General features: G+C 69.9%; 20 protein-coding genes and 1 pseudogene. 17 read left to right on the top strand and 4 right to left on the bottom strand.

Annotation, left to right across the window (positions count from 1 at the left end):
• The first annotated feature begins 31 nt into the window (after positions 1 to 31).
• The 6 genes from ruvB to NLX86_RS02580 all read left to right on the top strand — a co-directional run bounded on the left by ruvB (position 32) and on the right by NLX86_RS02580 (position 8,031).
• The gene (gene ruvB, locus NLX86_RS02605; RefSeq protein WP_254369906.1) at positions 32 to 1,099 is read left to right on the top strand and encodes a Holliday junction branch migration DNA helicase RuvB; all 1,068 of its coding nucleotides are present in this window, start codon (positions 32 to 34) and stop codon (positions 1,097 to 1,099) included.
• A 164-nt stretch (positions 1,100 to 1,263) separates the two neighbouring features.
• Positions 1,264 to 1,752 carry a preprotein translocase subunit YajC gene (gene yajC, locus NLX86_RS02600; protein WP_254369905.1) on the top strand — a complete coding sequence of 163 codons (489 nt, stop codon included), beginning with the start codon at positions 1,264 to 1,266 and terminating at the stop codon, positions 1,750 to 1,752.
• A 146-nt stretch (positions 1,753 to 1,898) separates the two neighbouring features.
• The gene (gene secD / locus NLX86_RS02595; protein WP_254369904.1) at positions 1,899 to 3,659 is read left to right on the top strand and encodes a protein translocase subunit SecD; all 1,761 of its coding nucleotides are present in this window, start codon (positions 1,899 to 1,901) and stop codon (positions 3,657 to 3,659) included.
• 1 nt (position 3,660) lies between these two features.
• Positions 3,661 to 4,779 (top strand): protein translocase subunit SecF, encoded by a 1,119-nt coding sequence (secF, locus tag NLX86_RS02590; protein WP_254369903.1) that lies wholly within the window; start codon positions 3,661 to 3,663, stop codon positions 4,777 to 4,779.
• Positions 4,776 to 5,315, top strand: coding sequence for an adenine phosphoribosyltransferase (locus NLX86_RS02585; protein WP_254369902.1), 540 nt, complete (start codon positions 4,776 to 4,778; stop codon positions 5,313 to 5,315). The genes secF and NLX86_RS02585 overlap by 4 nt, the downstream gene beginning before the upstream one ends.
• Before the next feature lie 169 nt (positions 5,316 to 5,484).
• Positions 5,485 to 8,031 (top strand): RelA/SpoT family protein, encoded by a 2,547-nt coding sequence (locus NLX86_RS02580; protein ID WP_254369901.1) that lies wholly within the window; start codon positions 5,485 to 5,487, stop codon positions 8,029 to 8,031.
• 65 nt (positions 8,032 to 8,096) lie between these two features.
• Here NLX86_RS02580 and NLX86_RS02575 read toward each other — a convergent pair whose 3' ends face one another.
• Positions 8,097 to 9,326, bottom strand: a complete 1,230-nt coding sequence (locus NLX86_RS02575) for a DUF349 domain-containing protein (RefSeq protein ID WP_254369900.1) — start codon at positions 9,324 to 9,326, stop codon at positions 8,097 to 8,099.
• Positions 9,327 to 9,480: 154 nt separating this feature from the next.
• On the bottom strand, positions 9,481 to 10,260 hold the full coding sequence (locus NLX86_RS02570) for a peptidylprolyl isomerase (RefSeq protein WP_254369899.1): 780 nt from the start codon (positions 10,258 to 10,260) through the stop codon (positions 9,481 to 9,483).
• Between the two features lie 168 nt (positions 10,261 to 10,428).
• On the opposite strand from NLX86_RS02570, the gene NLX86_RS02565 reads away from it, so the two are divergent.
• From NLX86_RS02565 to NLX86_RS02550, 4 genes are all read left to right on the top strand, one after another.
• Positions 10,429 to 11,142 (top strand): MBL fold metallo-hydrolase, encoded by a 714-nt coding sequence (locus NLX86_RS02565; protein WP_254369898.1) that lies wholly within the window; start codon positions 10,429 to 10,431, stop codon positions 11,140 to 11,142.
• A gap of 13 nt (positions 11,143 to 11,155) precedes the next feature.
• Positions 11,156 to 12,418, top strand: coding sequence for a histidine--tRNA ligase (gene hisS, locus NLX86_RS02560; RefSeq protein ID WP_254369897.1), 1,263 nt, complete (start codon positions 11,156 to 11,158; stop codon positions 12,416 to 12,418).
• 164 nt (positions 12,419 to 12,582) lie between these two features.
• Positions 12,583 to 13,194 (top strand): vitamin K epoxide reductase family protein, encoded by a 612-nt coding sequence (locus tag NLX86_RS02555; protein ID WP_254369896.1) that lies wholly within the window; start codon positions 12,583 to 12,585, stop codon positions 13,192 to 13,194.
• Between the two features lie 40 nt (positions 13,195 to 13,234).
• Positions 13,235 to 14,590 (top strand): replication-associated recombination protein A, encoded by a 1,356-nt coding sequence (locus NLX86_RS02550; protein WP_254369895.1) that lies wholly within the window; start codon positions 13,235 to 13,237, stop codon positions 14,588 to 14,590.
• A 24-nt stretch (positions 14,591 to 14,614) separates the two neighbouring features.
• On the opposite strand, the gene NLX86_RS02545 is transcribed toward NLX86_RS02550, so the two are convergent.
• Entirely contained in the window at positions 14,615 to 15,304 is a 690-nt protein-coding gene (locus tag NLX86_RS02545; RefSeq protein ID WP_254369894.1) for a DUF2470 domain-containing protein, read from the bottom strand.
• Between the two features lie 188 nt (positions 15,305 to 15,492).
• Between NLX86_RS02545 and rpsD the strand changes: the two genes are divergently transcribed.
• Complete coding sequence (rpsD, locus tag NLX86_RS02540) at positions 15,493 to 16,107, top strand: 30S ribosomal protein S4 (protein WP_254369893.1); 615 nt, start codon at positions 15,493 to 15,495, stop codon at positions 16,105 to 16,107.
• A 49-nt stretch (positions 16,108 to 16,156) separates the two neighbouring features.
• Here rpsD and NLX86_RS02535 read toward each other — a convergent pair.
• Positions 16,157 to 17,293, bottom strand: a pseudogene (locus tag NLX86_RS02535) (hypothetical protein).
• A gap of 145 nt (positions 17,294 to 17,438) precedes the next feature.
• Here NLX86_RS02535 and NLX86_RS02530 point away from each other — a divergent pair.
• The 6 genes from NLX86_RS02530 (at position 17,439) to NLX86_RS02505 (ending at position 24,009) form a co-directional block, all read left to right on the top strand.
• The gene (locus tag NLX86_RS02530) at positions 17,439 to 17,888 is read left to right on the top strand and encodes a DUF948 domain-containing protein (protein ID WP_254369892.1); all 450 of its coding nucleotides are present in this window, start codon (positions 17,439 to 17,441) and stop codon (positions 17,886 to 17,888) included.
• 7 nt (positions 17,889 to 17,895) lie between these two features.
• On the top strand, positions 17,896 to 18,237 hold the full coding sequence (locus tag NLX86_RS02525) for a DUF6167 family protein (protein WP_254369891.1): 342 nt from the start codon (positions 17,896 to 17,898) through the stop codon (positions 18,235 to 18,237).
• Positions 18,237 to 20,906, top strand: a complete 2,670-nt coding sequence (gene alaS, locus NLX86_RS02520) for an alanine--tRNA ligase (protein ID WP_254369890.1) — start codon at positions 18,237 to 18,239, stop codon at positions 20,904 to 20,906. The genes NLX86_RS02525 and alaS overlap by 1 nt, the downstream gene beginning before the upstream one ends.
• Positions 20,907 to 20,914: 8 nt before the next feature.
• Positions 20,915 to 21,379, top strand: coding sequence for a Holliday junction resolvase RuvX (gene ruvX, locus NLX86_RS02515; RefSeq protein ID WP_254369889.1), 465 nt, complete (start codon positions 20,915 to 20,917; stop codon positions 21,377 to 21,379).
• 124 nt (positions 21,380 to 21,503) lie between these two features.
• Complete coding sequence (gene mltG, locus NLX86_RS02510) at positions 21,504 to 23,180, top strand: endolytic transglycosylase MltG (RefSeq protein WP_254369888.1); 1,677 nt, start codon at positions 21,504 to 21,506, stop codon at positions 23,178 to 23,180.
• A 4-nt stretch (positions 23,181 to 23,184) separates the two neighbouring features.
• Entirely contained in the window at positions 23,185 to 24,009 is an 825-nt protein-coding gene (locus NLX86_RS02505) for a shikimate dehydrogenase (RefSeq protein WP_254369887.1), read from the top strand.
• Positions 24,010 to 24,153: the final 144 nt, after the last annotated feature.

The following is a 24,153-nucleotide window of genomic DNA, read 5'->3' as shown; positions in this document are numbered from 1 at the left end:
CTCCGACCCCGACTCCGCGAGGCGAGCTGCAGTGAACTGGGACGACACGGCCCCCGAGAGCCCCGACCGGCTGGTCGGGGCCGACGCCGACGGCGAGGACACCGCGGTCGAAGCGGCACTGCGGCCCAAGGACCTGGATGAGTTCGTCGGTCAGGAGAAGGTCCGCCAGCAGCTCGACCTGGTGCTGCGCGCCGCACGCCAGCGCGGCGGCACCGCCGACCACGTCCTGCTCTCCGGCGCTCCCGGCCTCGGCAAGACCACCCTGTCCATGATCATCGCCGCCGAGATGGGCGCCCCGATCCGGATCACCTCGGGCCCGGCCATCCAGCACGCCGGCGACCTCGCGGCGATCCTGTCCTCCCTCCAGGAGGGCGAAGTGCTCTTCCTCGACGAGATCCATCGGATGTCCCGTCCGGCGGAGGAAATGCTCTACATGGCGATGGAGGACTTCCGGGTCGACGTCATCGTCGGCAAGGGCCCCGGCGCCACCGCCATCCCGCTGGAGCTGCCCCCCTTCACCCTGGTCGGCGCCACCACCAGGGCGGGACTGCTGCCGCCACCGCTGCGCGACCGGTTCGGCTTCACCGGGCACATGGAGTTCTACGCTCCCGCCGAGCTGGAGCGCGTCATCCACCGCTCCGCCCGGCTCCTCGACCTCGACATCGAGGTGGACGGCGCCGCCGAGATCGCCGGCCGCTCCCGTGGCACGCCCCGCATCGCCAACCGCCTGCTGCGCCGCGTACGGGACTACGCCCAGGTCAAGGCAGACGGCCTCATCACCCGTGAGGTGGCGGAAACGGCCCTGCGGGTGTACGAGGTCGACGCCCGCGGGCTGGACCGGCTGGACCGGGCCGTACTCGAAGCCCTGCTCAAGCTCTTCGGCGGCGGTCCGGTGGGCCTGTCCACCCTGGCGGTGGCCGTGGGGGAGGAGCGGGAGACGGTCGAGGAAGTCGCGGAGCCGTTCCTGGTACGGGAGGGCCTACTGGCCCGTACGCCCCGTGGCCGGGTGGCGACACCGGCCGCCTGGGCCCACCTCGGACTGGTTCCGCCGCAGCACAGCGCAGGAGTAAGCGGACAACAGGGCCTGTTCGGGGCGTGACGGCGCGGAGGCTCGCGAGGGCAGGAACCACGGTGCCATGCTGGGCGTTGTTCCATCGGTACGGACTCGCTTAGACTCCGCCGATGCCGACCTTCCAGGCCGGCGTGCCCACCCCCGAAGATCAGGCCGCACATCAAGCGGTCGTGCGAAGGAAACCCCGTCCCGTGGATATCGTGACTCTCCTCCCGTTCATCGTGCTCATCGGGGCCATGTTCCTGATGACCCGGTCCGCCAAGAAGAAGCAGCAGGCCGCCGCGCACATGCGCGACCAGGTCCAGCCCGGCGCCGGCGTCCGGACCATCGGCGGCATGTACGCCACCGTCAAGGAGGTCCACGACGACACGCTCCTCCTCGAGGTGGCCCCCGGCGTCCACGCCGTCTACGCGAAGAACTCCGTCGGCGCCGTCCTCGAGGACGTGGAGTACAACCGCATCGTCCACGGCGCCGGTGAGGACCTCGAGGCCGACGGCCCCGTCGTACCGGACGACGCATCCGCGCTGACCGGCCCCGCCGATTCCCCGGCGCCCGCCGAGCCCGCCGCCGACGACACCCGAATCGACCTGGGCAAGAAGGCCGAGGCGGACGACGTCGAGCCGGAGAAGAAGGACGGCAAGGCCGACGGGAAGACCGACGGCGAGACCGACGCCAAGTAGTCACGACCGGGGATCGTGGAGCGCCCACCGGCGCCTGCCACGATCCCCCGTGAGTGCTTTCTTCTGCGGGGGCAGGTCCCCACAACACTTAGTGGCCGCCAGGGCGCACACCCGGCGCGGGCGGTTGGACAGGGAGAAACGAGAAGGTGGCAGCACCGAAGAAGGGCCGAGGGTCCACGGGCGCTCAGGGGAGGCCGGGGCGTGCCCTGGCCCTGATCCTGATCGCCATGGTGGCGCTTACCGGGGGGATGTTCCTCTCCAAGCAGACGACGCCCCGCCTGGGCATCGACCTGGCCGGCGGTACGAGCATCACGCTCAAGGCGAAGCCCCAGCCCGGCAAGCAGGACGCGGTCAACGAGACCAACATGAACACCGCGGTCGGCATCATCGAGCGCCGTGTCAATGGTCTGGGTGTGTCCGAGGCCGAGGTCCAGCGGCAGGGCCGCGAGCACATCATCGTCAACATCCCCAAGGGGACGGACGAGAAGCAGGCGCGTCAGCAGGTCGGCACGACCGCTCAGCTCTTCTTCCGTCCGGTTCTGACGATCGCCGCCGGCTCCCCGCAGGCCCCGCAGCCGTCCCCCAGCGCCTCCTCCGGCACGCCGAAGGCCGCGGACAAGGACAAGGGCTCCGACGAGGAGGCCACCTCTACGGCAACTCCGACGTCGACCCCGACCACCCAGGGCCGTGCCGTTACCGACGCGCTGAAGGACGACGCCACTCCGACGCCGAAGAGCAGCGACTCGAAGCAGCCCGACGCGGCCAAGGCCCCCACGCCGAACCCCTCCGAGTCCGCCGCGGCGAGCAAGCTGGAGAAGCAGTTCACTGCGCTCGACTGCACCAAGAAGGAGTCCCGCGCAGAGGTCGGCGTGGGCACCAAGGACACCGACACGGTGGTGGCCTGCGGTAAGAGCCCGGCCGGTCAGTGGCAGAAGTACATCCTGGGCCCGGCCGAGGTGAACGGCACCGACGTCGACGACGCGAAGGGTGTCCTCGACCCGCAGCGCAGCATGTGGATCGTCCAGATGGACTTCACGGACAAGGGCGCGAAGAAGTTCGCCGACATCACTGGCAAGCTCGCTGCCCAGCAGTCCCCGCAGAACCAGTTCGCCATCGTGCTCGACGGTGAAGTGGTCTCCGACCCCTCCGTCAGCCAGGCACTGACCGGCGGCAGCGCCGAGATCTCCGGCAGCTTCAACCAGCAGACCGCCGAGGACCTGGGCAACATCCTCTCGTACGGTGCGCTCCCGCTCTCCTTCCAGGAGGACAGCGTCACCACCGTCACGGCCGCGCTCGGCGGTGAGCAGCTGAAGGCGGGCCTCATCGCCGGTGCGATCGGCCTCGCGCTGGTCGTGATCTACCTGGTCGCCTACTACCGCGGCCTCGCCTTTATCGCGATCGTGAGCCTTCTCGTCTCCGCGATCCTCACCTACACGATCATGGCGCTGCTCGGTAAGGGCATCGGCTTCGCGCTCAACCTGCCGGCCGTCTGCGGTGCGATCGTCGCGATCGGAATCACCGCGGACTCGTTCATCGTGTACTTCGAGCGCATCCGGGACGAGATCCGCGAGGGCCGCACGCTGCGTCCGGCCGTCGAGCGGGCCTGGCCGCGCGCCCGGCGCACCATCCTGGTCTCCGACTTCGTGTCGTTCCTGGCCGCGGCGGTGCTGTTCATCGTGACCGTGGGCAAGGTGCAGGGCTTCGCCTTCACGCTCGGCCTCACCACCCTTCTCGACGTCGTCGTGGTGTTCCTCTTCACCAAGCCCGTGATGACGCTGATGGCCCGTACGAAGTTCTTCTCCAGCGGTCACCCGTGGTCCGGCCTGGACCCGAAGCGGCTGGGCGTACAGCCCCCGCTGCGCCGCACCCGCCGTATCTCCGCCCCCGTCGACCCGAAGGAGGCGTGAGATGTCGCGACTCGGCAGCCTCGGCCACCGGCTCTACCAGGGCGAAGTCGGCTACGACTTCGTCGGCAAGCGGAAGATCTGGTACGGCGTTTCGATCCTGATCACCATCACCGCCATCGTGGCCCTGGCGGTACAGGGCCTCAACATGGGCATCGAGTTCAAGGGCGGTGCCGTCCTCACCACACCCAAGACGGACGTCTCCGTCTCGCAGGTGCAGGAGGAGGCCGAGAAGGCCTCCGGCCACGACGCGATCGTCCAGGAACTGGGCAGCGGCGGTATGCGGATCCAGCTCAGCGGTCTGGACACCGACGCCGCGGCCGACGTCAAGAAGGATCTGGCCGACGCCCTCGGTGTCCAGGAGAAGGACATCAACGCCGATCTCGTCGGCCCCAGCTGGGGCGAGCAGATCGCCAACAAGGCATGGACCGGTCTGGGCATCTTCATGTTCCTCGTGGTGATCTATCTTGCGATCGCCTTCGAGTGGCGCATGGCGCTCGCCGCGCTGATCGCGCTGATCCACGACATCACCATCACCGTCGGTGTGTACGCGCTGGTCGGCTTCGAGGTCACCCCGGGTACCGTGATCGGTCTGCTGACGATCCTCGGTTACTCCCTCTACGACACGGTCGTCGTCTTCGACTCGTTGAAGGAGGGGTCGAAGGACATCACCAAGCAGACCCGCTGGACCTACAGCGAGGTCGCCAATCGCAGCATCAACAGCACCCTGGTGCGTTCCATCAACACCACGGTCGTCGCACTGCTGCCGGTGGCGGGCCTGCTCTTCATCGGTGGCGGTGTGCTCGGCGCCGGCATGCTCAACGACATCTCGCTGTCGCTGTTCGTCGGCCTCGCGGCCGGTGCGTACTCCTCGATCTTCATCGCCACCCCGCTGGTCGCCGACCTCAAGGAGCGCGACCCGCAGATGAAGGCCCTGAAGAAGCGGGTGCTTGCCAAGCGGGCCGCCGCGGCCGCCAAGGGCGAGCGGGCGGACGAGGCCACCGCCGGTGGGCCGCAGGACGCGCGCGACGTTTCGGACGGCGATGCCGAGGCGGCCGTCGTCGGCCAGCGCCGGCAGACCACGCCGCCCGGCGGCGGACGTGGGCGGGGCAAGCGCCGATGACGAGCACGCACGAGCTGCTGCTCAGCCGGATCCGGGATGTGCCCGACTACCCGAAGCAGGGGGTGATGTTCAAGGACATCACCCCGCTGCTCGCGGACCCGAAGGCCTTCACGGCGCTGACCGAGGTGCTTGCCGAGCTGTGCGTACGGCACGGCGCCACGAAGATCGTCGGTCTGGAGGCACGCGGCTTCATCCTTGCCGCGCCCGCCGCCGTCCGCTCCGGAATCGGGTTCGTCCCGGTCCGCAAGGCGGGCAAGCTGCCCGGCGCGACGCTGTCCCAGGCGTACGAGCTCGAATACGGCACCGCCGAGATCGAGATCCACGCCGAGGACCTGGCCGCGGGCGACCGTGTCATGGTCATCGACGACGTCCTGGCCACCGGCGGCACGGCCGAGGCCTCGCTGGAGCTGATCCGGCGGGCCGGCGCCGAGGTCGCGGGCGTGGCGGTACTGATGGAGCTGAGCTTCCTCGCGGGCCGCGCGCGCCTGGAGACGGCCCTGCGCGGAGCCCCCCTGGAGGCTCTGATCACGGTCTGAGCCCATAGGCCGGTACGGAAATCATCGACGGCGGCCACCCGGAGAAATCCGGGTGGCCGCCGTTCGTTGTGGCGTCTCTCACCGGCCCGGGACGAGCTTCGGGCCAGGGATCGATACCATGGGCTATCCGGACCTGACCGGGGGACCCGGATACGCATGAGGAGCGCTCTTGCCAGACGAGGTCCAGCCACTGGCCGCCGCCGCGCAGCCCGACCAGCCGGCCGACAAGGCCGCGGCGGCCGCCGCCATGCCCCAGGAGAGCGCGAAGCAGCCCGCCGAGAACCCCACGCCGCCCGTCTCCACGCGGTCCAACGGCTCGGCCTCCCAGGCCCCGCTCCCGGCCTCCGCGGCGAAGCCCGTGCCCGCCAAGCCTGTACCCGCCAAGCCCGCGCCCGGCCAGGCGCCCCGCTCCGGCGGTTCGTCCAACCGGGTTCGCGCCCGGCTCGCCCGTCTCGGCGTCCAGCGCTCCAGCCCGTACAACCCGGTCCTCGAACCGCTGCTGCGCATAGTGCGCAGCAACGACCCCAAGATCGAGACCGCCACGCTGCGGCAGATCGAGCACGCGTACCAGGTTGCCGAGCGCTGGCACCGCGGCCAGAAGCGCAAGAGCGGCGATCCGTACATCACCCACCCCCTCGCCGTCACCACCATCCTGGCCGAGCTGGGCATGGACCCGGCGACGCTGATGGCCGGCCTGCTGCACGACACCGTCGAGGACACCGAGTACGGCCTCGACACCCTGCGCCGCGACTTCGGCGACCAGGTCGCCCTGCTCGTCGACGGCGTCACCAAGCTCGACAAGGTCAAGTTCGGCGAGGCCGCGCAGGCCGAGACCGTACGCAAGATGGTCGTGGCGATGGCCAAGGACCCGCGCGTCCTGGTCATCAAGCTCGCCGACCGCCTGCACAACATGCGCACCATGCGCTATCTCAAGCGGGAGAAGCAGGAGAAGAAGGCCCGCGAGACGCTGGAGATCTACGCTCCCCTGGCCCACCGGCTCGGCATGAACACCATCAAGTGGGAGCTGGAGGACCTCTCCTTCGCGATCCTCTACCCCAAGATGTACGACGAGATCGTGCGGCTCGTCGCCGAGCGGGCCCCCAAGCGCGACGAGTACCTGGCCGTCGTCACCGACGAGGTCCAGTCCGACCTGCGCGCCGCCCGGATCAAGGCCACCGTCACCGGCCGGCCGAAGCACTACTACAGCGTCTACCAGAAGATGATCGTGCGAGGCCGCGACTTCGCGGAGATCTACGACCTGGTGGGCATCCGCGTCCTCGTCGACACCGTCCGCGACTGCTACGCGGCGCTCGGCACCGTCCACGCCCGGTGGAACCCGGTCCCGGGGCGGTTCAAGGACTACATCGCGATGCCCAAGTTCAACATGTACCAGTCGCTGCACACGACCGTCATCGGGCCCAGCGGCAAGCCGGTCGAGCTGCAGATCCGTACGTTCGACATGCACCGCCGCGCCGAGTACGGCATCGCCGCGCACTGGAAGTACAAGCAGGAGACCGTCGCCGGCAGCTCCAAGGTGCGCACCGACGTGCCCCGGGCCGCCAAGGGCAGCGCCGGCCAGGACACCGTCAACGACATGGCCTGGCTGCGGCAGTTGCTCGACTGGCAGAAGGAGACCGAGGACCCGGGCGAGTTCCTGGAGTCGCTGCGCTTCGACCTCTCGCGCAACGAGGTCTTCGTCTTCACCCCCAAGGGCGACGTCATAGCGCTGCCCGCGGGAGCCACCCCGGTCGACTTCGCGTACGCGGTCCACACCGAGGTCGGCCACCGCACCATAGGAGCGCGGGTCAACGGGCGGCTCGTACCCCTCGAATCGACTCTGGACAACGGCGACTTGGTGGAGGTCTTCACCTCCAAGGCCGTCGGCGCGGGCCCGTCCCGCGACTGGCTGGGCTTCGTCAAGTCCCCGCGCGCTCGCAACAAGATCCGCGCCTGGTTCTCCAAGGAGCGTCGCGACGAGGCGATCGAGCACGGCAAGGACGCCATCGCGCGCGCCATGCGCAAACAGAACCTGCCGATCCAGCGGATTCTCACCGGCGACTCCCTGGTCACGCTCGCGCACGAGATGCGCTACCCCGACATCTCCTCCCTGTACGCGGCGATCGGCGAGGGTCATGTCGCGGCGCAGGGCGTCGTACAGAAGCTGGTCCAGGCCCTCGGCGGCGAGGATGCCGCCAACGAGGACATCGCCGAGACCGCGGTCCCGGTGCGCGGCCGCAGCAAGCGGCGGGCCAACGCCGACCCCGGTGTGGTCGTCAAGGGCGTCGAGGACGTGTGGGTCAAGCTGGCCCGCTGCTGTACGCCGGTCCCCGGCGACCCGATCATCGGCTTCGTCACCCGCGGCAGCGGCGTCTCCGTCCACCGCGCCGACTGCGTCAACGTCGACTCGCTGTCGCAGCAGCCGGAGCGCATCCTCGAGGTCGAGTGGGCTCCGACCCAGTCCTCCGTCTTCCTGGTCGCCATACAGGTCGAGGCGCTGGACCGGTCCCGGCTGCTCTCGGACGTCACGCGCGTGCTGTCCGACCAGCACGTCAACATCCTCTCCGCGGCCGTGCAGACCTCGCGCGACCGGGTGGCCACCTCACGGTTCACCTTCGAGATGGGCGACCCCAAGCACCTCGGCCATGTACTGAAGGCGGTACGGGGCGTGGAGGGCGTGTACGACGTCTACCGCGTCACCTCGGCCCGCAGGCCGTAGCAGCGCACACGGCGGCCCCGGTACGGAAATCCGTACCGGGGCCGCCCCATGTCGTGCCCGGCGAATCAGCCGCCGAACTCCTCCAGGCCCTTGAGCGCCTGGTCCAGCAGCGCCTGCCGGCCCTCGAGCTCCCTGGCGAGCTTGTCGGCCTTGACGTTGTTCCCCGCCGCGCGCGCCGCGTCGACCTGCGTACGCAGCTTGTCCACCGCCGCCTGGAGCTGGCCCGTCAGACCGGCGGCACGCGCCCGCGCCTCCGGGTTCGTCCGCCGCCACTCGGCTTCCTCGGACTCCTGGATGGCCCGCTCCACGGCGTGCATCCGGCCCTCGATCTTCGGCCGAGCGTCCCGCGGTACGTGGCCGATGGCCTCCCAGCGCTCGTTGATGGCCCGGAACGCGGCACGGGCCGCCTTCAGGTCCGTCACCGGCACGAGCTTCTCGGCCTCGACCGCGAGCTCCTCCTTGAGCTTGAGGTTCTCGGACTGCTCGGCGTCGCGCTCCGCGAAGACCTCGCTGCGCGCGGCGAAGAAGACGTCCTGGGCGCCGCGGAAGCGGTTCCACAGCTCGTCCTCGGCCTCGCGCTGGGCGCGGCCCGCCGCCTTCCACTCCGTCATCAGGTCGCGGTAGCGCGCCGCCGTGGGACCCCAGTCGGTGGAGCCGGACAGCGACTCGGCCTCCGCGACCAGCTTCTCCTTGGCCTTGCGGGCATCCTCGCGCTGCGCGTCGAGCGAGGCGAAGTGGGCCTTGCGGCGCTTGGAGAAGGCCGAGCGGGCGTGCGAGAAGCGGTGCCAGAGCTCGTCGTCCGACTTCCGGTCGAGCCTCGGCAGGCCCTTCCAGGTGTCCACCAGCGCGCGCAGCCGCTCACCGGCGGCCCGCCACTGCTCGCTCTGCGCCAGCTCCTCGGCCTCGGCGACCAGCGCCTCCTTGGCGTGCTTCGCCTCGTCGGTCTGCTTCGCCTTCTGTGCCTTGCGCTCCTCGCGGCGCGAGTCCACGGTCGCGACGAGCTTGTCGAGCCGCTGACGCAGCGCGTCGAGATCGCCGACGGCGTGGTGCTCCTCGACCTGCTGGCGCAGATGCTCGATCGCGGTCGTCGCGTCCTTCGCCGACAGGTCGGTGGTCCGTACCCGTCGTTCGAGGAGGCCGATCTCGACAACCAGGCCTTCGTACTTGCGCTCGAAGTAAGCCAGAGCCTCCTCGGGAGATCCGGCCTGCCACGAGCCGACGACCTTCTCGCCATCGGCAGTACGCACGTACACGGTGCCCGTCTCATCGACGCGGCCCCACGGGTCGCTGCTCACAGCGCCTCCTCCACATGATGCCTACGAGGGGGCTTGCCACCCCCTGGGCATCGTCCACAGTTTCCTGGGGCGGGCAGCGCCCGCCCTGCACAACGCCAACATAGGCGAACGGCGGGTCGGCTGTCCGCATCCAGCGCGACCGAAAATCCCCTCCTCAGGACTTGGTCACAGCCGCTTTCTCCATGGTGACAGCCTTCTTCGGAGCCCCGTCCTGTGCCCCGCCCTCGACGCCGGCCTTGGCCACCGCGTTGACGGTCTTCAGGCCCGCCGCGTCGATCGTGCCGAACGGTGTGTACGTCGGGGGCAGCTTGCTGTCCTTGTACACCAGGAAGAACTGGCTGCCGCCGGAGCCGGGCTGCCCGGTGTTCGCCATGGCGACCGTGCCGGCCGGGTAGGTCACCTTGCCGTCCGCGCCCGCCTTGCCCAGGCCGGTCAGGTTCTCGTCCGGGATGGTGTAGCCGGGGCCACCGGTGCCGTCGCCCTTCGGGTCGCCGCACTGCAGGACGAAGATGCCGCCCGTGGTGAGGCGGTGGCACTTCGTTCCGTCGAAGAAGCCCTTGTCCGCGAGCGACTTGAACGAGTTCACCGTGTGCGGGGTCTTCGCGGCGTCCATGGCGAGCTTGATGTCGCCCTGGTTGGTCTTGATCGCGAAGGTGTACTTCGCCTTCTTGTCGATCGTCAGCGGCGGCTCCGGCGACTTCGACTCGCCGGCCGACGGGGACGGGTCGGCGGCGTCCGCGTTGTCGGCCTTCTTGTCCTTCTCGAAGGCCCCGGTCGCGGCCGCCGCGGCGCCGGCTGCCAGGACCACTGCAACTGCCGACGCGATCACCGCATTGCGCCGGCGCGCCTTGCGGCGGGCTTCGGCCCTGCGCTGCTGCTGACGCTCGAACTTTTCCCTGGCGAGCTGTCGCCGCCGCTGATCGCTGCTGACCACCGGGTCGTCTCCTTGTGCGTATCGGGTACTGCTGTCCGGCCGGGCTAGCCCGTACCGTATATGGGTTCGCTGTGTGATGAGCAGCGCCGGTAGGCTCTGATCTGCTGCAATCCCCGCCGGCCGAAATCCCGCCGGACGACCCAAGCCGGACAACACCTAAGGACGATCGTGCTCATTGCCGGGTTCCCCGCCGGGGCCTGGGGGACCAACTGTTATCTGGTCGCCCCCGCCGCAGGCGAGGAGTGCGTGATCATCGACCCGGGCCACCAGGCCGCTCAGGGAGTCGAGGAAGCACTCAGGAAGCACCGGCTCAAGCCTGTCGCGGTCGTCCTCACCCATGGCCACATCGACCATGTGGCCTCGGTGGTGCCGGTGTGCGGAGCACATGACGTACCGGCGTGGATCCACCCCGCCGACCGGTACATGATGAACGACCCGGAGAGGGCCCTCGGCCGCTCCATCGGCATGCCGCTCATGGGCGAGCTGACCGTGGGGGAGCCCGACGACGTGCAGGAGCTGACCGACGGGGCGCGACTGAAGCTCGCGGGCCTGGAGTTCACCGTCGCGCACGCGCCCGGCCATACCAAGGGGTCGGTGACGTTCCGGATGCCCGAGAGCGCTGACATCCCGCAGGTGTTCTTCTCGGGTGACCTGCTCTTCGCCGGCTCCGTCGGACGCACCGACCTGCCGGGCGGCGACCAGGCCGAGATGCTCGAGTCGCTGGCGCGTGTGTGCCTGCCGCTCGACGACTCGACCGTGGTGCTGTCCGGCCACGGCCCCCAGACCACCATCGGCCGCGAGCGCGCCACCAACCCGTATCTGCGCGAGGTGGCCGCCGGCTTCGGAGACGGCCCGACCGCCGCTCCCCGACGAGGAATGTGACGAGAGACTTCCCGTGAGCACTTTTCAGGCCCCCAAGGGCACGTACGACCTGCTGCCGCCCGACTCCGCGAAGTACCTCGCGGTACGCGAGGCGATCGCCGCACCCCTGAAGAACTCCGGCTACGGCTACATCGAGACGCCCGGCTTCGAGAACGTCGAGCTCTTCTCCCGAGGAGTCGGTGAGTCGACCGACATCGTCTCCAAGGAGATGTACGCCTTCGAGACCAAGGGCGGCGACCAGCTGGCGCTGCGCCCCGAAGGCACCGCGTCCGTACTGCGCGCAGCCCTGGAGGCCAGCCTGCACAAGCTAGGCAACCTGCCGGTCAAGCTCTGGTACTCGGGCTCCTACTACCGCTACGAGAAGCCCCAGAAGGGCCGCTACAGGCACTTCTCGCAGGTCGGGGCCGAGGCGATCGGCGCCGAGGACCCGGCACTGGACGCCGAGCTGATCATCCTGGCCGATCAGGCGTACCGCTCGCTCGGGCTGCGCACCTTCCGCATCCTGCTGAACTCGCTGGGCGACAAGGAGTGCCGTCCCGTCTACCGGGCCGCCCTGCAGGACTTCCTGCGCGGGCTGGAGCTGGACGAGGACACCCGGCGCCGTATCGACATCAACCCGCTGCGGATCCTCGACGACAAGCGCGCCGAGGTGCAGCAGCAGCTCGCCGGTGCGCCGATGCTGCGCGACTACCTCTGCGACGCGTGCAAGGCGTACCACGAGGAGGTGGGCGAGCTGCTGGGGGCGGCCGGAGTCGCGTACGAGGACGACGAGAAGCTCGTCCGCGGCCTCGACTACTACACCCGTACGACGTTCGAGTTCGTCCACGACGGGCTCGGCTCGCAGTCCGCGGTGGGCGGCGGCGGCCGCTACGACGGTCTCTCGGAGATGATCGGCGGCCCGGCGCTCCCGTCCGTGGGCTGGGCGCTCGGCGTGGACCGTACGGTGCTGGCGCTGGAGGCCGAGGGCATCACGCTCGAACTCCCCGCCGCCACCAGCGTGTTCGCGGTGCCGCTCGGCGAGGAGGCCCGCCGGCTGCTCTTCGGCGTGGTCACCGAGCTGCGCAGGGCCGGGGTCGCGGCCGACTTCGCGTACGGCGGCAAGGGCCTGAAGGGCGCGATGAAGAACGCAAACCGTTCGGGCGCGCGGTTCACGATCGTCGCGGGCGAGCGTGACCTCGCCGACGGCGTGGTGCAGCTCAAGGACATGGAGAGCGGCGAGCAGACCCCGGTCGCGCTGGACGCGGTGGTCGACGAGATCCGGGCGAAGCTCGTCTGAACGGCGAAGTTCGCCTGAACAGGGAATGCACCACGGGGCCCGGACCGTCGCCGACGATCCGGGCCGCCTTATGTCCGGCGAACGCCGGACTCGGCAGGATGGCCGGCGGGGTGCGGCACAATGGGCGTGCCCTGCAAGGTCCTACGGGAGCGACGGAACGGCATATGACGACGACTGCGGCTGACGAGGGGACCGGGCGTTCGGTCGGTGCCGGGCGGGCGTTCGCCTGGCTGCTGGTGATCACCGGTGCGGCAGGTCTGCTGGCTTCCTGGATCATCACGCTCGACAAGTTCAAGCTGCTCGAAGACCCGGACTTCGTCCCCGGCTGCAGCCTGAACCCGATCGTCTCCTGCGGCAACATCATGAAGAGCGAGCAGGCGTCGGCCTTCGGCTTCCCCAACCCGATGCTCGGCCTGGTCACCTACGCGATGGTGATCGCCATCGGCATGGGCCTGCTGGCCGGGGCGCGCTACCGGCGCTGGTTCTGGCTGGGCCTGAACGCGGGCACGTTGTTCGGCGTCGGCTTCTGCACCTGGCTCCAGTACCAGTCGCTGTACACCATCAACTCGCTGTGCCTGTGGTGCTGCCTGGCCTGGGTCGCCACGATCGTGATGTTCTGCTACGTCACCCTGCACAACATCAAGCACCGCTTCCTTCCGGTTCCGGCCGGCATGCGGAGCGGGCTGCTGGAGTTCCACTGGGTCGTTCCGGTGGTCTGGGTCGGCATCATCGGGATGCTGATCCTGACCCGCTGGTGGGACTTCTGGACCAGCTGAGCCCGGCGGCGTTGTCAGTGGGCTGACATAGGCTTCACGCGTGGAACCCGACCTGTTCACCGCCGCCGCAGAGGACCGCCAGGAGAAGGATCCGTCCAGCACTCCGCTCGCTGTACGGATGCGCCCGCGCACCCTCGACGAAGTCGTGGGCCAGCAGCACCTCCTGAAGCCGGGTGCGCCGCTGCGCCGGCTGGTGGGCGAGGGAGGCGGCGGGCCCGCCGGGCCCTCCTCGGTGATCCTCTGGGGGCCGCCGGGCACCGGAAAGACGACGCTCGCGTACGTCGTCAGCCAGGCCACCCAGAAGCGCTTCGTCGAACTCTCCGCGATCACCGCCGGCGTCAAGGAAGTTCGGGCGGTCATCGACGGCGCCCGCCGCGCCGCGGGCGGCTTCGGCAAGGAGACCGTCCTCTTCCTGGACGAGATCCACCGGTTCAGCAAGGCGCAGCAGGACTCGCTGCTGCCCGCGGTCGAAAACCGCTGGGTGACGCTGATCGCCGCGACCACCGAGAACCCGTACTTCTCGATCATCTCCCCGCTGCTTTCCCGCTCCCTGCTGCTCACGCTCGAACCGCTCACCGACGACGACCTGCGCGCCCTGCTGCACCGAGCGCTCACCGAGCAGCGCGGCCTCGGCGGAGCCGTCACCCTGCCCGCCGACGCCGAGGCGCATCTGCTGCGGATCGCGGGCGGCGACGCGCGCCGGGCTCTCACGGCCCTGGAGGCGGGTGCGGGCTCGGCGATCTCCCAGGGCGAGCAGGAGGTCACCCTGCGGGCCGTGGAGGAGGCCGTGGACCGGGCAGCGGTGAAGTACGACCGCGACGGCGACCAGCACTACGACGTGGCGAGCGCCCTGATCAAGTCGATCCGGGGCTCGGACGTGGACGCGGCGCTGCACTACCTGGCCCGCATGATCGAGGCGGGGGAGGACCCCCGGTTCATCGCCCGGCGGCTGATGATCTCCGCCAGCGAGGACATCGGCCTGGCCGACCCGACCGCGCTGCCGACGGCGGTGGCCGCCGCCCAGGCGGTCGCGCTGATCGGCTTCCCCGAGGCGGCTCTCACCCTCAGCCACGCCACCATCGCGCTCGCCCTGGCGCCCAAGTCGAACACCGCGACCACGGCGATCGGCGCCGCGCTCGCCGATGTGCGCGGCGGGCTGGCCGGCCCGGTGCCGCCGCATCTGCGTGACGGCCACTACAAGAGCGCGGCCAAGCTCGGCCACGCCCAGGGGTACGTGTACCCGCACGACGTGCCGGGCGCGATCGCGGCGCAGCAGTACGCCCCGGACGCGGTGCACGGCAAGCGGTACTACGAGCCCACGCGGTACGGCGCGGAGGCGCGGTACGCGGACGTGGTGGAGAAGGTCCGTGAGCGGCTGCGGGGGGGCACCCCCTGACAGGAGGCTCCGTACGAGTCCGCCTCAGTACGAGGCCGCCTCGAAGAGCGTGTGCATCGCCCGGCGCAGGCCGGTGATGTCACGTACCGGCTCGGGGAACTCGAACCGCGCGTCGAAGCACTGCTCTCCGCTGAACCGCACCCGCAGCCCGAACCGGTCCAGGGCCAGCGGCACCGCGCGCCGGCCCGACCAGGCGCCGGGCTCGCGATCGCCCAGCAGCCCGCACAGCTCCTGCACCTGGTCGCTGTGCGCGGCGTGCAGATGCTGGAGCAGCTCCGCCTCGTGCGCGACGAGGGGATCGGCGGTGGCGTGCGCGAACTCCTCCGGCTCGACGCTCGACGCGCCCCACAGGTCGTCCACCGACGCCTCGCCCACCTCCAGCCGCAGCATCATCCGGCCGGGCTCGGCCATGCCGGGTGCGTGGGTGAGCCAGCCGGAGATCCAGGCGCGGCCGCGGATACGGTGGGGGACGGAGACCGGCGCGACATCGGTGATCTCCAGCACGGCGGCCAGTTCGTCGTCCTGTGCGTGCGTTGCGGCGCGTACGGCCGGGGAGTCGGCCGGAAATTCGAGGTACACCTCGCCGTCCGGACCCACGCTTCGCGCGGCCGGCATCAGCTGGTCGGGGCGTGCGCCGTCCAGCCCGGTAATGAGCAGTACGGCTGAGCATGTACCCTGTACGAGAGTTCGTGTGCGCTCGGCTGCTGACGGCATCCGAGTGATTTCAAGCCCGCTGGGACGCGGCTGACCATGAGCTGATCGGACCTCCGTCGCCTCGACGCTCTCAGAAGCGTCGGTGTTCTTTGTGCTGTCCGTGATGCGCTTGGTGTTCCCAGGGCGAGACATGCGATCTCCTTGAGTAAGGTGAGCCTAACCTAACCTACAACGGAGGTCTGGAGAACGTGCCTAACCAGTCGCGTCCCAAGGTCAAGAAGTCTCGCGCGCTCGGTATCGCGCTGACGCCGAAGGCTGTCAAGTACTTCGAAGCCCGCCCCTACCCGCCGGGCGAGCACGGCCGTGGCCGCAAGCAGAACTCGGACTACAAGGTCCGTCTGCTCGAGAAGCAGCGTCTGCGCGCCCAGTACGACATCAGCGAGCGCCAGATGGCGCGTGCCTACGACCGCGCCAAGAAGGCCGAGGGCAAGACGGGCGAGGCGCTGGTCGTCGAGCTCGAGCGCCGTCTCGACGCCCTGGTCCTGCGTTCGGGCATCGCCCGCACCATCTACCAGGCCCGCCAGATGGTCGTCCACGGCCACATCCAGGTCAACAGCGGCAAGGTCGACAAGCCGTCCTTCCGCGTCCGTCCCGACGACGTCGTGACGGTCCGCGAGCGCAGCCGCGACAAGCACCCCTTCCAGGTTGCCCGCGAGGGTGGCTACGCCGGCGAGGGCGAGACCCCGCGCTACCTCCAGGTGAACCTGAAGGCCCTGGCCTTCCGCCTGGACCGTGACCCTAACCGCAAGGAAATCCCGGTCATCTGCGACGAGCAGCTCGTCGTCGAGTACTACGCCCGCTGATCTGGGGGCACCTCCCAGCGGTAGCTGGGGGAGTACCCACTCGGGCTGGTCAGCCCGCCGTCTCCCCGCCGCCCTGTGCGGAGGGGGAGCCGGCGGGCTTCCGCGTTTGCGGGGGCATGCCTGCGTGGCCGCCACGCACCACTTGGGCCGGTGCGGTCGGCGGTCTCTTCACCCGCAGCGCCCGCTCCACCAGCGACTCCAGCCCCATCGCGCGGCCCTCCCGCACACACTCCGCGTACCGCTCGGCCCCGAGGAGCCGGCCGGCCTGCTGCTCGCACTGGGCCCGCGGTGAGCTGAAATAGCCCGAACCGAACAGCGGCAGGCCGACCGAGTCCCAGATCGGCTCGGCGGCGCCCTGCAGCACCGCGGCCTCCGACGGGTCGCCCTCGCCGGCCGTCACCAGGGCCAGCAGTCAATCGCCAGCACCAGGCCCACCAGATCGTGGATGCCTGCGCCCATACGAGCGGCGTCGCCCAGCGCCTCCAGCCAGCCCGCTCGGTACGCCCTGACGGTGTCGAGCATCCGGTACCGGACCCCCGTGGGAGAGTCCTGCCGGACCAGCTGGGACTGCGCGAGCAGCTCACCCAGCACATCGAGGACGCTGTCCGCCGGCAGGTCGGCTCCGCTGCACACGTACTCGGCGGCATCCAGGTCGAACTGCCCGGCGAACACCGACAGCCGCGCCCACAGCAGCCGCTCCCCAGGCGCGCACAGCTCATGACTCCAGCCGATCGTCGTACGCAGCGCTTGATGGCGCGGCAGCGCGCCCTGGCTGCCGCCGGTGAGCAGCTGGAAGCGGTCGCCCAGCCGTTCCAGCACCTGCTCGACCGACAAGGTCCGCAGCCGGCCCGCGGCCAACTCCAGGGCGAGCGGGATCCCGTCGAGGCGAAACCGTCGAGCACGAGCAGGAGTTCACGCCCGGCACGATGGTCGACCAGTACGGAACAGCGCGTGGTCGAGCAGCGCCTCGTCGCGGACCGCCGACAGCTCGGCCGGCCAGACCCCGTCGCAGTAGCGTTCCTGCAGGTCACAGGCGGCCCGGACGGCGAAAGCGCGACTTACCCACGCCGCCCACCCCGGTCACCGTGACCAGCCGGGACTCCTCCAGATGCGGCCCCAGCAGCGCCAGTTCTGTCCGGCGGCCCACGAACGCGTTCAGTTCGGCAGGGAGGTTAGTCCTTCGCATGGGACACGGAGCGTACTGGTGCGTGCGCACTGCGTACAATCCAACCGGACAACTGCCGCCGCTCACCGCGGTAATGCGGTACGGTCCCCGACCCGCGGCGCGATAGGGTCGGGTGACGACTTCGACGTGCAGGGAGCGGTGCAACGTGTCCGGTGGAGAGGTGGCCGGGATCCTTGTGGCCGTCTTCTGGGCGATCCTGGTCTCGTTCCTCGCCGTGGTGCTGGTGAGGCTGGCCCAGACGCTCAAGGCGACCACCAAGCTGGTGGCGGACGTGACCGAACAGGCCGTCCCGCTGCTCGCCGACGCCTCCGCCACGGTGCGCTCCGCGCAGACCCAGCTCGACCGGGTCGACGCCATCGCCACCGACGTCCAGGAAGTCACCTCCAACGCCTCGGCGCTCTCCACCACGGTGGCCTCCACCTTCGGCGGCCCGCTGGTCAAGGTCGCCGCCTTCGGATACGGCGTACGCAGAGCGCTGGGCCGTAAAGAGGTGCCGCCGCAGCCGTCCCGTCGTACGGTGATCGTCGGCCGCACCGTGCCGTCGGCCCGGCGGGCGAAGAGGACCGGCCGAGGCTCCCGCGGATCGAAGGACTGACGCAGCGATGTTCCGCCGTACGTTCTGGTTCACCGCAGGCGCAGCAGCCGGCGTGTGGGCCACCACCAAGGTCAACCGCAAGCTCAGGCAGCTGACGCCCGAGAGCCTCGCCGCGCAGGCCGCGGACAAGGCGATCGAGGCGGGCCACCGGCTCAAGGACTTCGCGCTCGACGTCAGGGCGGGAATGGCGCAGCGCGAGGACGAGCTCAATGACGCGCTGGGCCTGCAGGCCCCCGACGTGCATGAGCTCGACGCGCCGCGCCGCGTCGCCGCCATCGACTACTCGAGTCACCCGAAGCACCCGAAGACGAAGAACTCGTACAAGTACAACCGGAATGAGGACCACTGATGGAGTCGGCTGAAATCCGCCGCCGCTGGCTGAGCTTCTTCGAGGAGCGCGGCCACAAGGTCGTGCCGTCGGCCTCGCTGATCGCGGACGACCCGACTCTGCTGCTGGTCAACGCGGGCATGGTCCCCTTCAAGCCGTACTTCCTCGGCGAGGCCAAGCCGCCCGCCCCGCGCGCCACCAGCGTGCAGAAGTGCGTCCGTACGCCGGACATCGAAGAGGTCGGCAAGACCACCCGCCACGGCACGTTCTTCCAGATGTGCGGCAACTTCTCCTTCGGGGACTACTTCAAGGAAGGCGCCATCAAGTACGCCTGGGAGCTGCTCACCAGCTCCGTGGCGGACGGTGGCTACGGGCTCGACCCCGAGCGCCTCTGGATCACGGTCTACCTCGACGACGACGAGGCCGAGCAGATCTGGCGCGAGGTCATCGGTGTCCCGGCCGAGCGCATCCAGCGCCTGGGCAAGAAGGACAACTTCTGGTCCATGGGCGTCCCCGGCCCCTGCGGACCCTGCTCCGAGATCAACTACGACCGAGGCCCCGACTTCGGCGTCGAGGGCGGCCCGGCCGTCAACGACGAGCGGTACGTGGAGATCTGGAACCTGGTCTTCATGCAGTACGAGCGCGGCGCCGGCGAGGGCAAGGAGGACTTCCCGATCCTCGGCGACCTGCCGTCGAAGAACATCGACACGGGTCTGGGCCTCGAGCGTCTCGCGATGATCCTGCAGGGCGTACAGAACATGTACGAGACCGACACCCTGCGCGTCGTCATCGACAAGGCCACCGAGCTGACCGGCGTCCGGTACGGCGCCGAGCACGGCTCGGACGTTTCACTGCGGGTCGTGTCCGACCACATCCGTACGTCCGTGATGCTCATCGGCGACGGCGTCGCCCCCGGCAACGAGGGCCGTGGTTACGTCCTGCGCCGCATCATGCGCCGCGCCATCCGCAACATGCGCCTGATGGGCGCCACCGGCCCGGTCGTCGGCGAGCTCGTCGACACCGTCATCACGTCGATGGGCGAGCAGTACCCGGAGCTGATCACCGAGCGCAAGCGCATCGAGACCGTTGCTCTCGCCGAGGAGGCCGCCTTCCTCAAGGCCCTCAAGAGCGGCACCAACATCCTCGACACCGCCGTCACCGAGACCAAGGCCGCCGGCGGCACGGTCCTCGCCGGCGACAAGGCGTTTCTGCTCCACGACACCTGGGGCTTCCCGATCGACCTCACCCTGGAGATGGCCGCCGAGCAGGGCCTGTCGGTGGACGAGGACGGCTTCCGCCGCCTGATGAAGGACCAGCGGGACAAGGCCAAGGCCGACGCCAGGGCCAAGAAGACCGGCCACGCCGACCTGTCCGCGTACCGCGAGGTCGCCGACAGCTCCGGCTCCACCGAGTTCACCGGCTACACCCACACCGAGGGCGAGTCGACCATCGTCGGCCTGCTCGTCGACGGTGTGCCGTCGCCGGCCGCCACCGAGGGCGACGAGGTCGAGGTCGTCCTCGACCGCACCCCGTTCTACGCCGAGGGCGGCGGCCAGCTCGCCGACCAGGGCCGGATCAGGCTCGACTCCGGCGCCGTCATCCAGATCCGCGACGTCCAGCAGCCGGTCCCCGGTGTCAGCGTGCACAAGGGCTCGGTCCAGGTCGGTGAGGTGACGGTCGGCGCCCCCGCCTACGCCGCCATCGACATCCGCCGCCGCCGCGCCATCGCCCGCGCCCACAGCGCCACCCACCTCACCCACCAGGCGCTGCGTGACGCTCTCGGACCGACGGCCGCCCAGGCCGGCTCGGAGAACTCGCCCGGCCGCTTCCGCTTCGACTTCGGCTCGCCGAACGCCGTCCCCGGCACGGTCCTCACCGATGTCGAGCAGAAGATCAACGAAGTCCTCGCGCGTGAGCTCGACGTCCAGGCCGAGGTCATGAGCATCGACGACGCCAGGAAGCAGGGCGCCATCGCCGAGTTCGGCGAGAAGTACGGCGAGCGCGTGCGCGTGGTCACCATCGGCGACTTCTCCAAGGAGCTGTGCGGCGGCACGCACGTCCACAACACCGCCCAGCTGGGCCTGGTGAAGCTGCTCGGCGAGTCCTCCATCGGCTCGGGTGTACGGCGTATCGAGGCCCTGGTAGGCGTGGACGCGTACCACTTCCTCGCCCGCGAGCACACGGTGGTCGCCCAGCTCCAGGAGCTGGTCAAGGGCCGTCCGGAGGAGCTGCCGGAGAAGGTCTCCGGGATGCTCGCCAAGCTCAAGGACGCCGAGAAGGAGATCGAGAAGTTCCGCGCGGAGAAGGTCCTCCAGGCCGCCGCCGGTCTGGCCGCGGGCGCCAAGGACGTACGCGGCATCGCCGTTGTCACCGGCCAGGTGCCCGACGGCACCGGCGCCGACGACCTGCGCAGGCTCGTCCTGGACGTCCGGGGACGCATCGCCGGCGACCGCCCGGCCGTCGTGGCCCTGTTCACCACCGCGGGCGGCCGTCCGCTGACCGTGATCGCCACCAACGAGGCCGCCCGCGAGCGCGGCCTCAAGGCGGGCGACCTGGTCCGTACGGCCGCCAAGACCCTCGGCGGCGGCGGTGGCGGCAAGCCGGACGTGGCCCAGGGCGGTGGCCAGAACCCGGAGGCCATCGGCGATGCCGTGGCCGCCGTCGAGCGCCTCGTCGTCGAGACGGCGTGACCGTGGCGATGCGCATCGGTCGCCGGCTCGCGATCGACGTCGGGGACGCCCGGATCGGGGTCGCCTCGTGCGACCCCTCCGGGGTCCTCGCCACGCCGGTGGAGACCGTGCCGGGACGCGACGTCCCGGCCGCCCACCGGCGGCTGCGGCAGCTCGTCGAGGAGTACGAACCCATCGAGGTCGTGGTCGGCCTGCCCCGCTCGCTCAGCGGCGGGGAGGGCCCGGCCGCGGTCAAGGTCCGGGCGTTCGCCCAGGAGTTGGCCCGGGGCATCCAACCGGTTCCCGTACGACTGGTGGACGAGAGGATGACCACAGTGACGGCCAGTCAGGGGCTGCGCGCTTCGGGCGTGAAGTCCAAGAAGGGCCGGTCTGTCATCGACCAGGCTGCCGCTGTGGTGATCCTTCAGAACGCTCTGGAGTCCGAACGGGCGTCAGGCACGGCTCCCGGCGAGGGCGTCGAAGTGGTTGTCTGATCGCGATACGGTAACGTTCCGCGCGATGCGGCGGTGTTCGAACAGCCGCCGCATACGAATGAGGTGGACCGGAAGCCGTGGCAGAAGTGCCCAGCGGCCGCCGTCTCGCGGCTCTAGGGGATCGATGACTGAGTATGGCCGGGGCCAAGGCTCCGAACCGTGGCATCCCGAGGACCCGTTGTACGGGGACCTGGGATGGAGAGGGCAGGCCGATGACGGCCGGAGTCCGTACGGCGGCCGGCCGCAGCAGCAGTATCCTCAGCAGCCGCAGTACGGAGACCCGCAGGGCCAGTACCCCGGCCAGCAGGGTCCGTACCCCGGGCAGCAAGCCCCCCCGTACCAGGGCCGGCAGGCCCAGCAGTATCCCGGGCAGCAGCAGAACCAGCAGTACAACGGCGGCTGGGAGACCGGCCAGAACCCGGCCGCCGTCCCCTACGGCGCCGGCGCGGCCGACCCGTACACCCAGCAGCCCGGTGGTTACCCGGGCGAGACGCCCGACCTGTACGGCACCCCGGACGCGTACCCGCCGCCGCAGCCCCCCGGCCGCCGGCCCCACATGCCGGAACAGAGTCCCGAGTCGCAGCCGAACGAGCCCGATGAGCCGGAGCACGCGTTCTTCGCGGGCGGCGACGGCCGGGACGACGACGGCGAGTACGACGACGACCCGCGCGAGAGGCGCCGCGGCCGGGGCGGCGGCGAACGCCGGGGCAAGTCCAAACCGAAACGCCGCAACGGCTGCGCCTGCCTGATGGTCGCGGTCGTACTGGTGGGCGGGTTCGGCGGAGTATCCTACTACGGCTACCAGTTCTGGCAGGACCGATTCGGCCCGGCGGAGGACTTCGCGGGCGAGGGCAGGGGGCAGGTCGAGGTCGAGATCCCCAGCGGCGCGAGCGGCACCGACATCGGCAACATCCTGAAGCAGAAGGGGGTCGTGAAAAGCGTCGGCGCCTTCGTCGCGGCTCAGACGGGGCATCCGGACGGCAAGCTCATCCAGCCGGGCGTCTACACGCTCAAGAAGGAGATGTCGGCCGGCGCGGCTGTCGCGCTCATGATCGATCCGGCCAGTCGCAGTGGTCTGATCATTCGCGAAGGCATGCGGAACGTCCAGGTCTACGCGGCGATCGACAAACAACTGGGCCTCAAGGCCGGCACCACCAAGGGTGTGGCGACGTCCCAGGTGAAGAATCTCGGGCTGCCCTCGTGGGCGGACGACAATTCCAAGATCAAGGACCCGCTGGAAGGCTTCCTCTTCCCCTCCCGCTACGACGTCGGCAAATCGACGAAGCCGGAGAAGGTGCTCCAGCAGATGGTCGCCCGCGCCAATGAGAAGTACGGGGCCCTGAATCTCGAGGCGAAGGCCACGGCTCTCGGTCTCGACTCTCCGCTCCAGGTCATCACGGTCGCCAGCCTCGTCCAGGCCGAGGGGATGACCCACGACGACTTCAAGAAGATGTCCGCGGTCGTCTACAACCGGCTCAAGCCGGCGAACACGGTCACAAACCGGAAGCTCGAATTCGACTCCTCGTTCAATTACCTGAAGAACCAGAGCAAAATCAATATCTCCATCGAGGAGATCCGGGGCCACGACGACCCGTACAACACGTACTTCTACAAGGGTCTGACTCCCGGGCCGATCGGAAACCCGGGCGAGGACGCGCTGACCGCCGCGCTGGCGCCGGACAAGGGCGGCTGGATGTTCTTCGTGTCCGTCGACGGACAGACGACGAAGTTCACCAAGACGCTGGCTGAGCACGAGAAGCTCGTCGATCAATTCAACGAGCGGCAGAAGAATGGCGACTAGATCCATGTCACGTCACCGAGCCGCCGTACTGGGCTCGCCGATCGCCCACTCGCTCTCGCCGGTGCTGCACCGCGCCGCGTACGCGGAGCTCGGGCTCACCGACTGGTCGTACGACCGCTTCGAAGTCGACGAGGCCGGCCTCCCCGGCTTCTTCGAGCGGCTCGACGAGACCTGGGCAGGGCTGTCGCTGACCATGCCGCTCAAGCGCGCGGTCATCCCGCTGCTCGACGGCATCAGTGACACCGCCGCCTCCGTCGAGGCGGTCAACACGGTCGTCCTCACCGAGGACGGCCGGCGGGTCGGCGACAACACGGACATCCCCGGCATGATCGCCGCGCTGCGCGAGCGCGGCGTGGAGAAGGTCGAGGCCGCCGCCGTCCTGGGCGCCGGCGCCACCGCCTCCTCCGCGCTGGCCGCGCTCTCCCGCATCTGTACGGGCGAGGTCACCGCGTACGTACGCAGCCGGGCCCGCGCCGAGGAGATGCGGCAGTGGGGCGAGCGGCTCGGGGTCGGCGTGCGTACGGCCGACTGGGCGGACGCCGCCGAGGCCCTCCGTACCCCGCTGGTCATCGCCACCACGCCGGCCGGGACGACCGACGCCCTGTCCGCGGCGGTCCCGGACGCTCCCGGCACGCTGTTCGACGTGCTGTACGACCCGTGGCCGACCGCACTGGCGGCGGCCTGGGCGGAGCGGGGCGGTGCGGTGGTCGGCGGGCTCGACCTGCTGGTCCACCAGGCGGTGCTTCAGGTCGAGCAGATGACGGGCCGGACTCCCGTGCCGCTCGCCGCGCTGCGCAGGGCAGGCGAACAGGCGCTCGAAGCCCGCTAGACCATCGGCGCCAAGATCTCCGGCGTTCGCGCAGGCTCGCCGTGCGCCGCGACGGCGACTCCGGCTGACCCGGCGGGGTCCACCGGCGTCCGATTGCTGGACCGGCGGCCGGGACATGGGCCCGGACGTGGGAGGATCAGTGGT

Source organism: Streptomyces sp. A3M-1-3 (assembly GCF_024213665.1).
GTDB lineage: Bacteria > Actinomycetota > Actinomycetes > Streptomycetales > Streptomycetaceae > Streptomyces.
This window is presented reverse-complemented; position numbering and strand designations above follow the sequence as displayed.

Coding starts and splice junctions, on each gene's coding strand:
- NLX86_RS02555 (WP_254369896.1), top strand. CDS start 12,583: ATGACGACGACTGCGGCTGACGAGGGGACCGGGCGTTCGGTCGGTGCC.
- mltG (WP_254369888.1), top strand. CDS start 21,504: ATGACTGAGTATGGCCGGGGCCAAGGCTCCGAACCGTGGCATCCCGAG.
- NLX86_RS02545 (WP_254369894.1), bottom strand. CDS start 15,304: ATGCCGTCAGCAGCCGAGCGCACACGAACTCTCGTACAGGGTACATGC.
- NLX86_RS02525 (WP_254369891.1), top strand. CDS start 17,896: ATGTTCCGCCGTACGTTCTGGTTCACCGCAGGCGCAGCAGCCGGCGTG.
- alaS (WP_254369890.1), top strand. CDS start 18,237: ATGGAGTCGGCTGAAATCCGCCGCCGCTGGCTGAGCTTCTTCGAGGAG.
- ruvX (WP_254369889.1), top strand. CDS start 20,915: ATGCGCATCGGTCGCCGGCTCGCGATCGACGTCGGGGACGCCCGGATC.
- NLX86_RS02505 (WP_254369887.1), top strand. CDS start 23,185: ATGTCACGTCACCGAGCCGCCGTACTGGGCTCGCCGATCGCCCACTCG.
- NLX86_RS02585 (WP_254369902.1), top strand. CDS start 4,776: ATGACGAGCACGCACGAGCTGCTGCTCAGCCGGATCCGGGATGTGCCC.
- secF (WP_254369903.1), top strand. CDS start 3,661: ATGTCGCGACTCGGCAGCCTCGGCCACCGGCTCTACCAGGGCGAAGTC.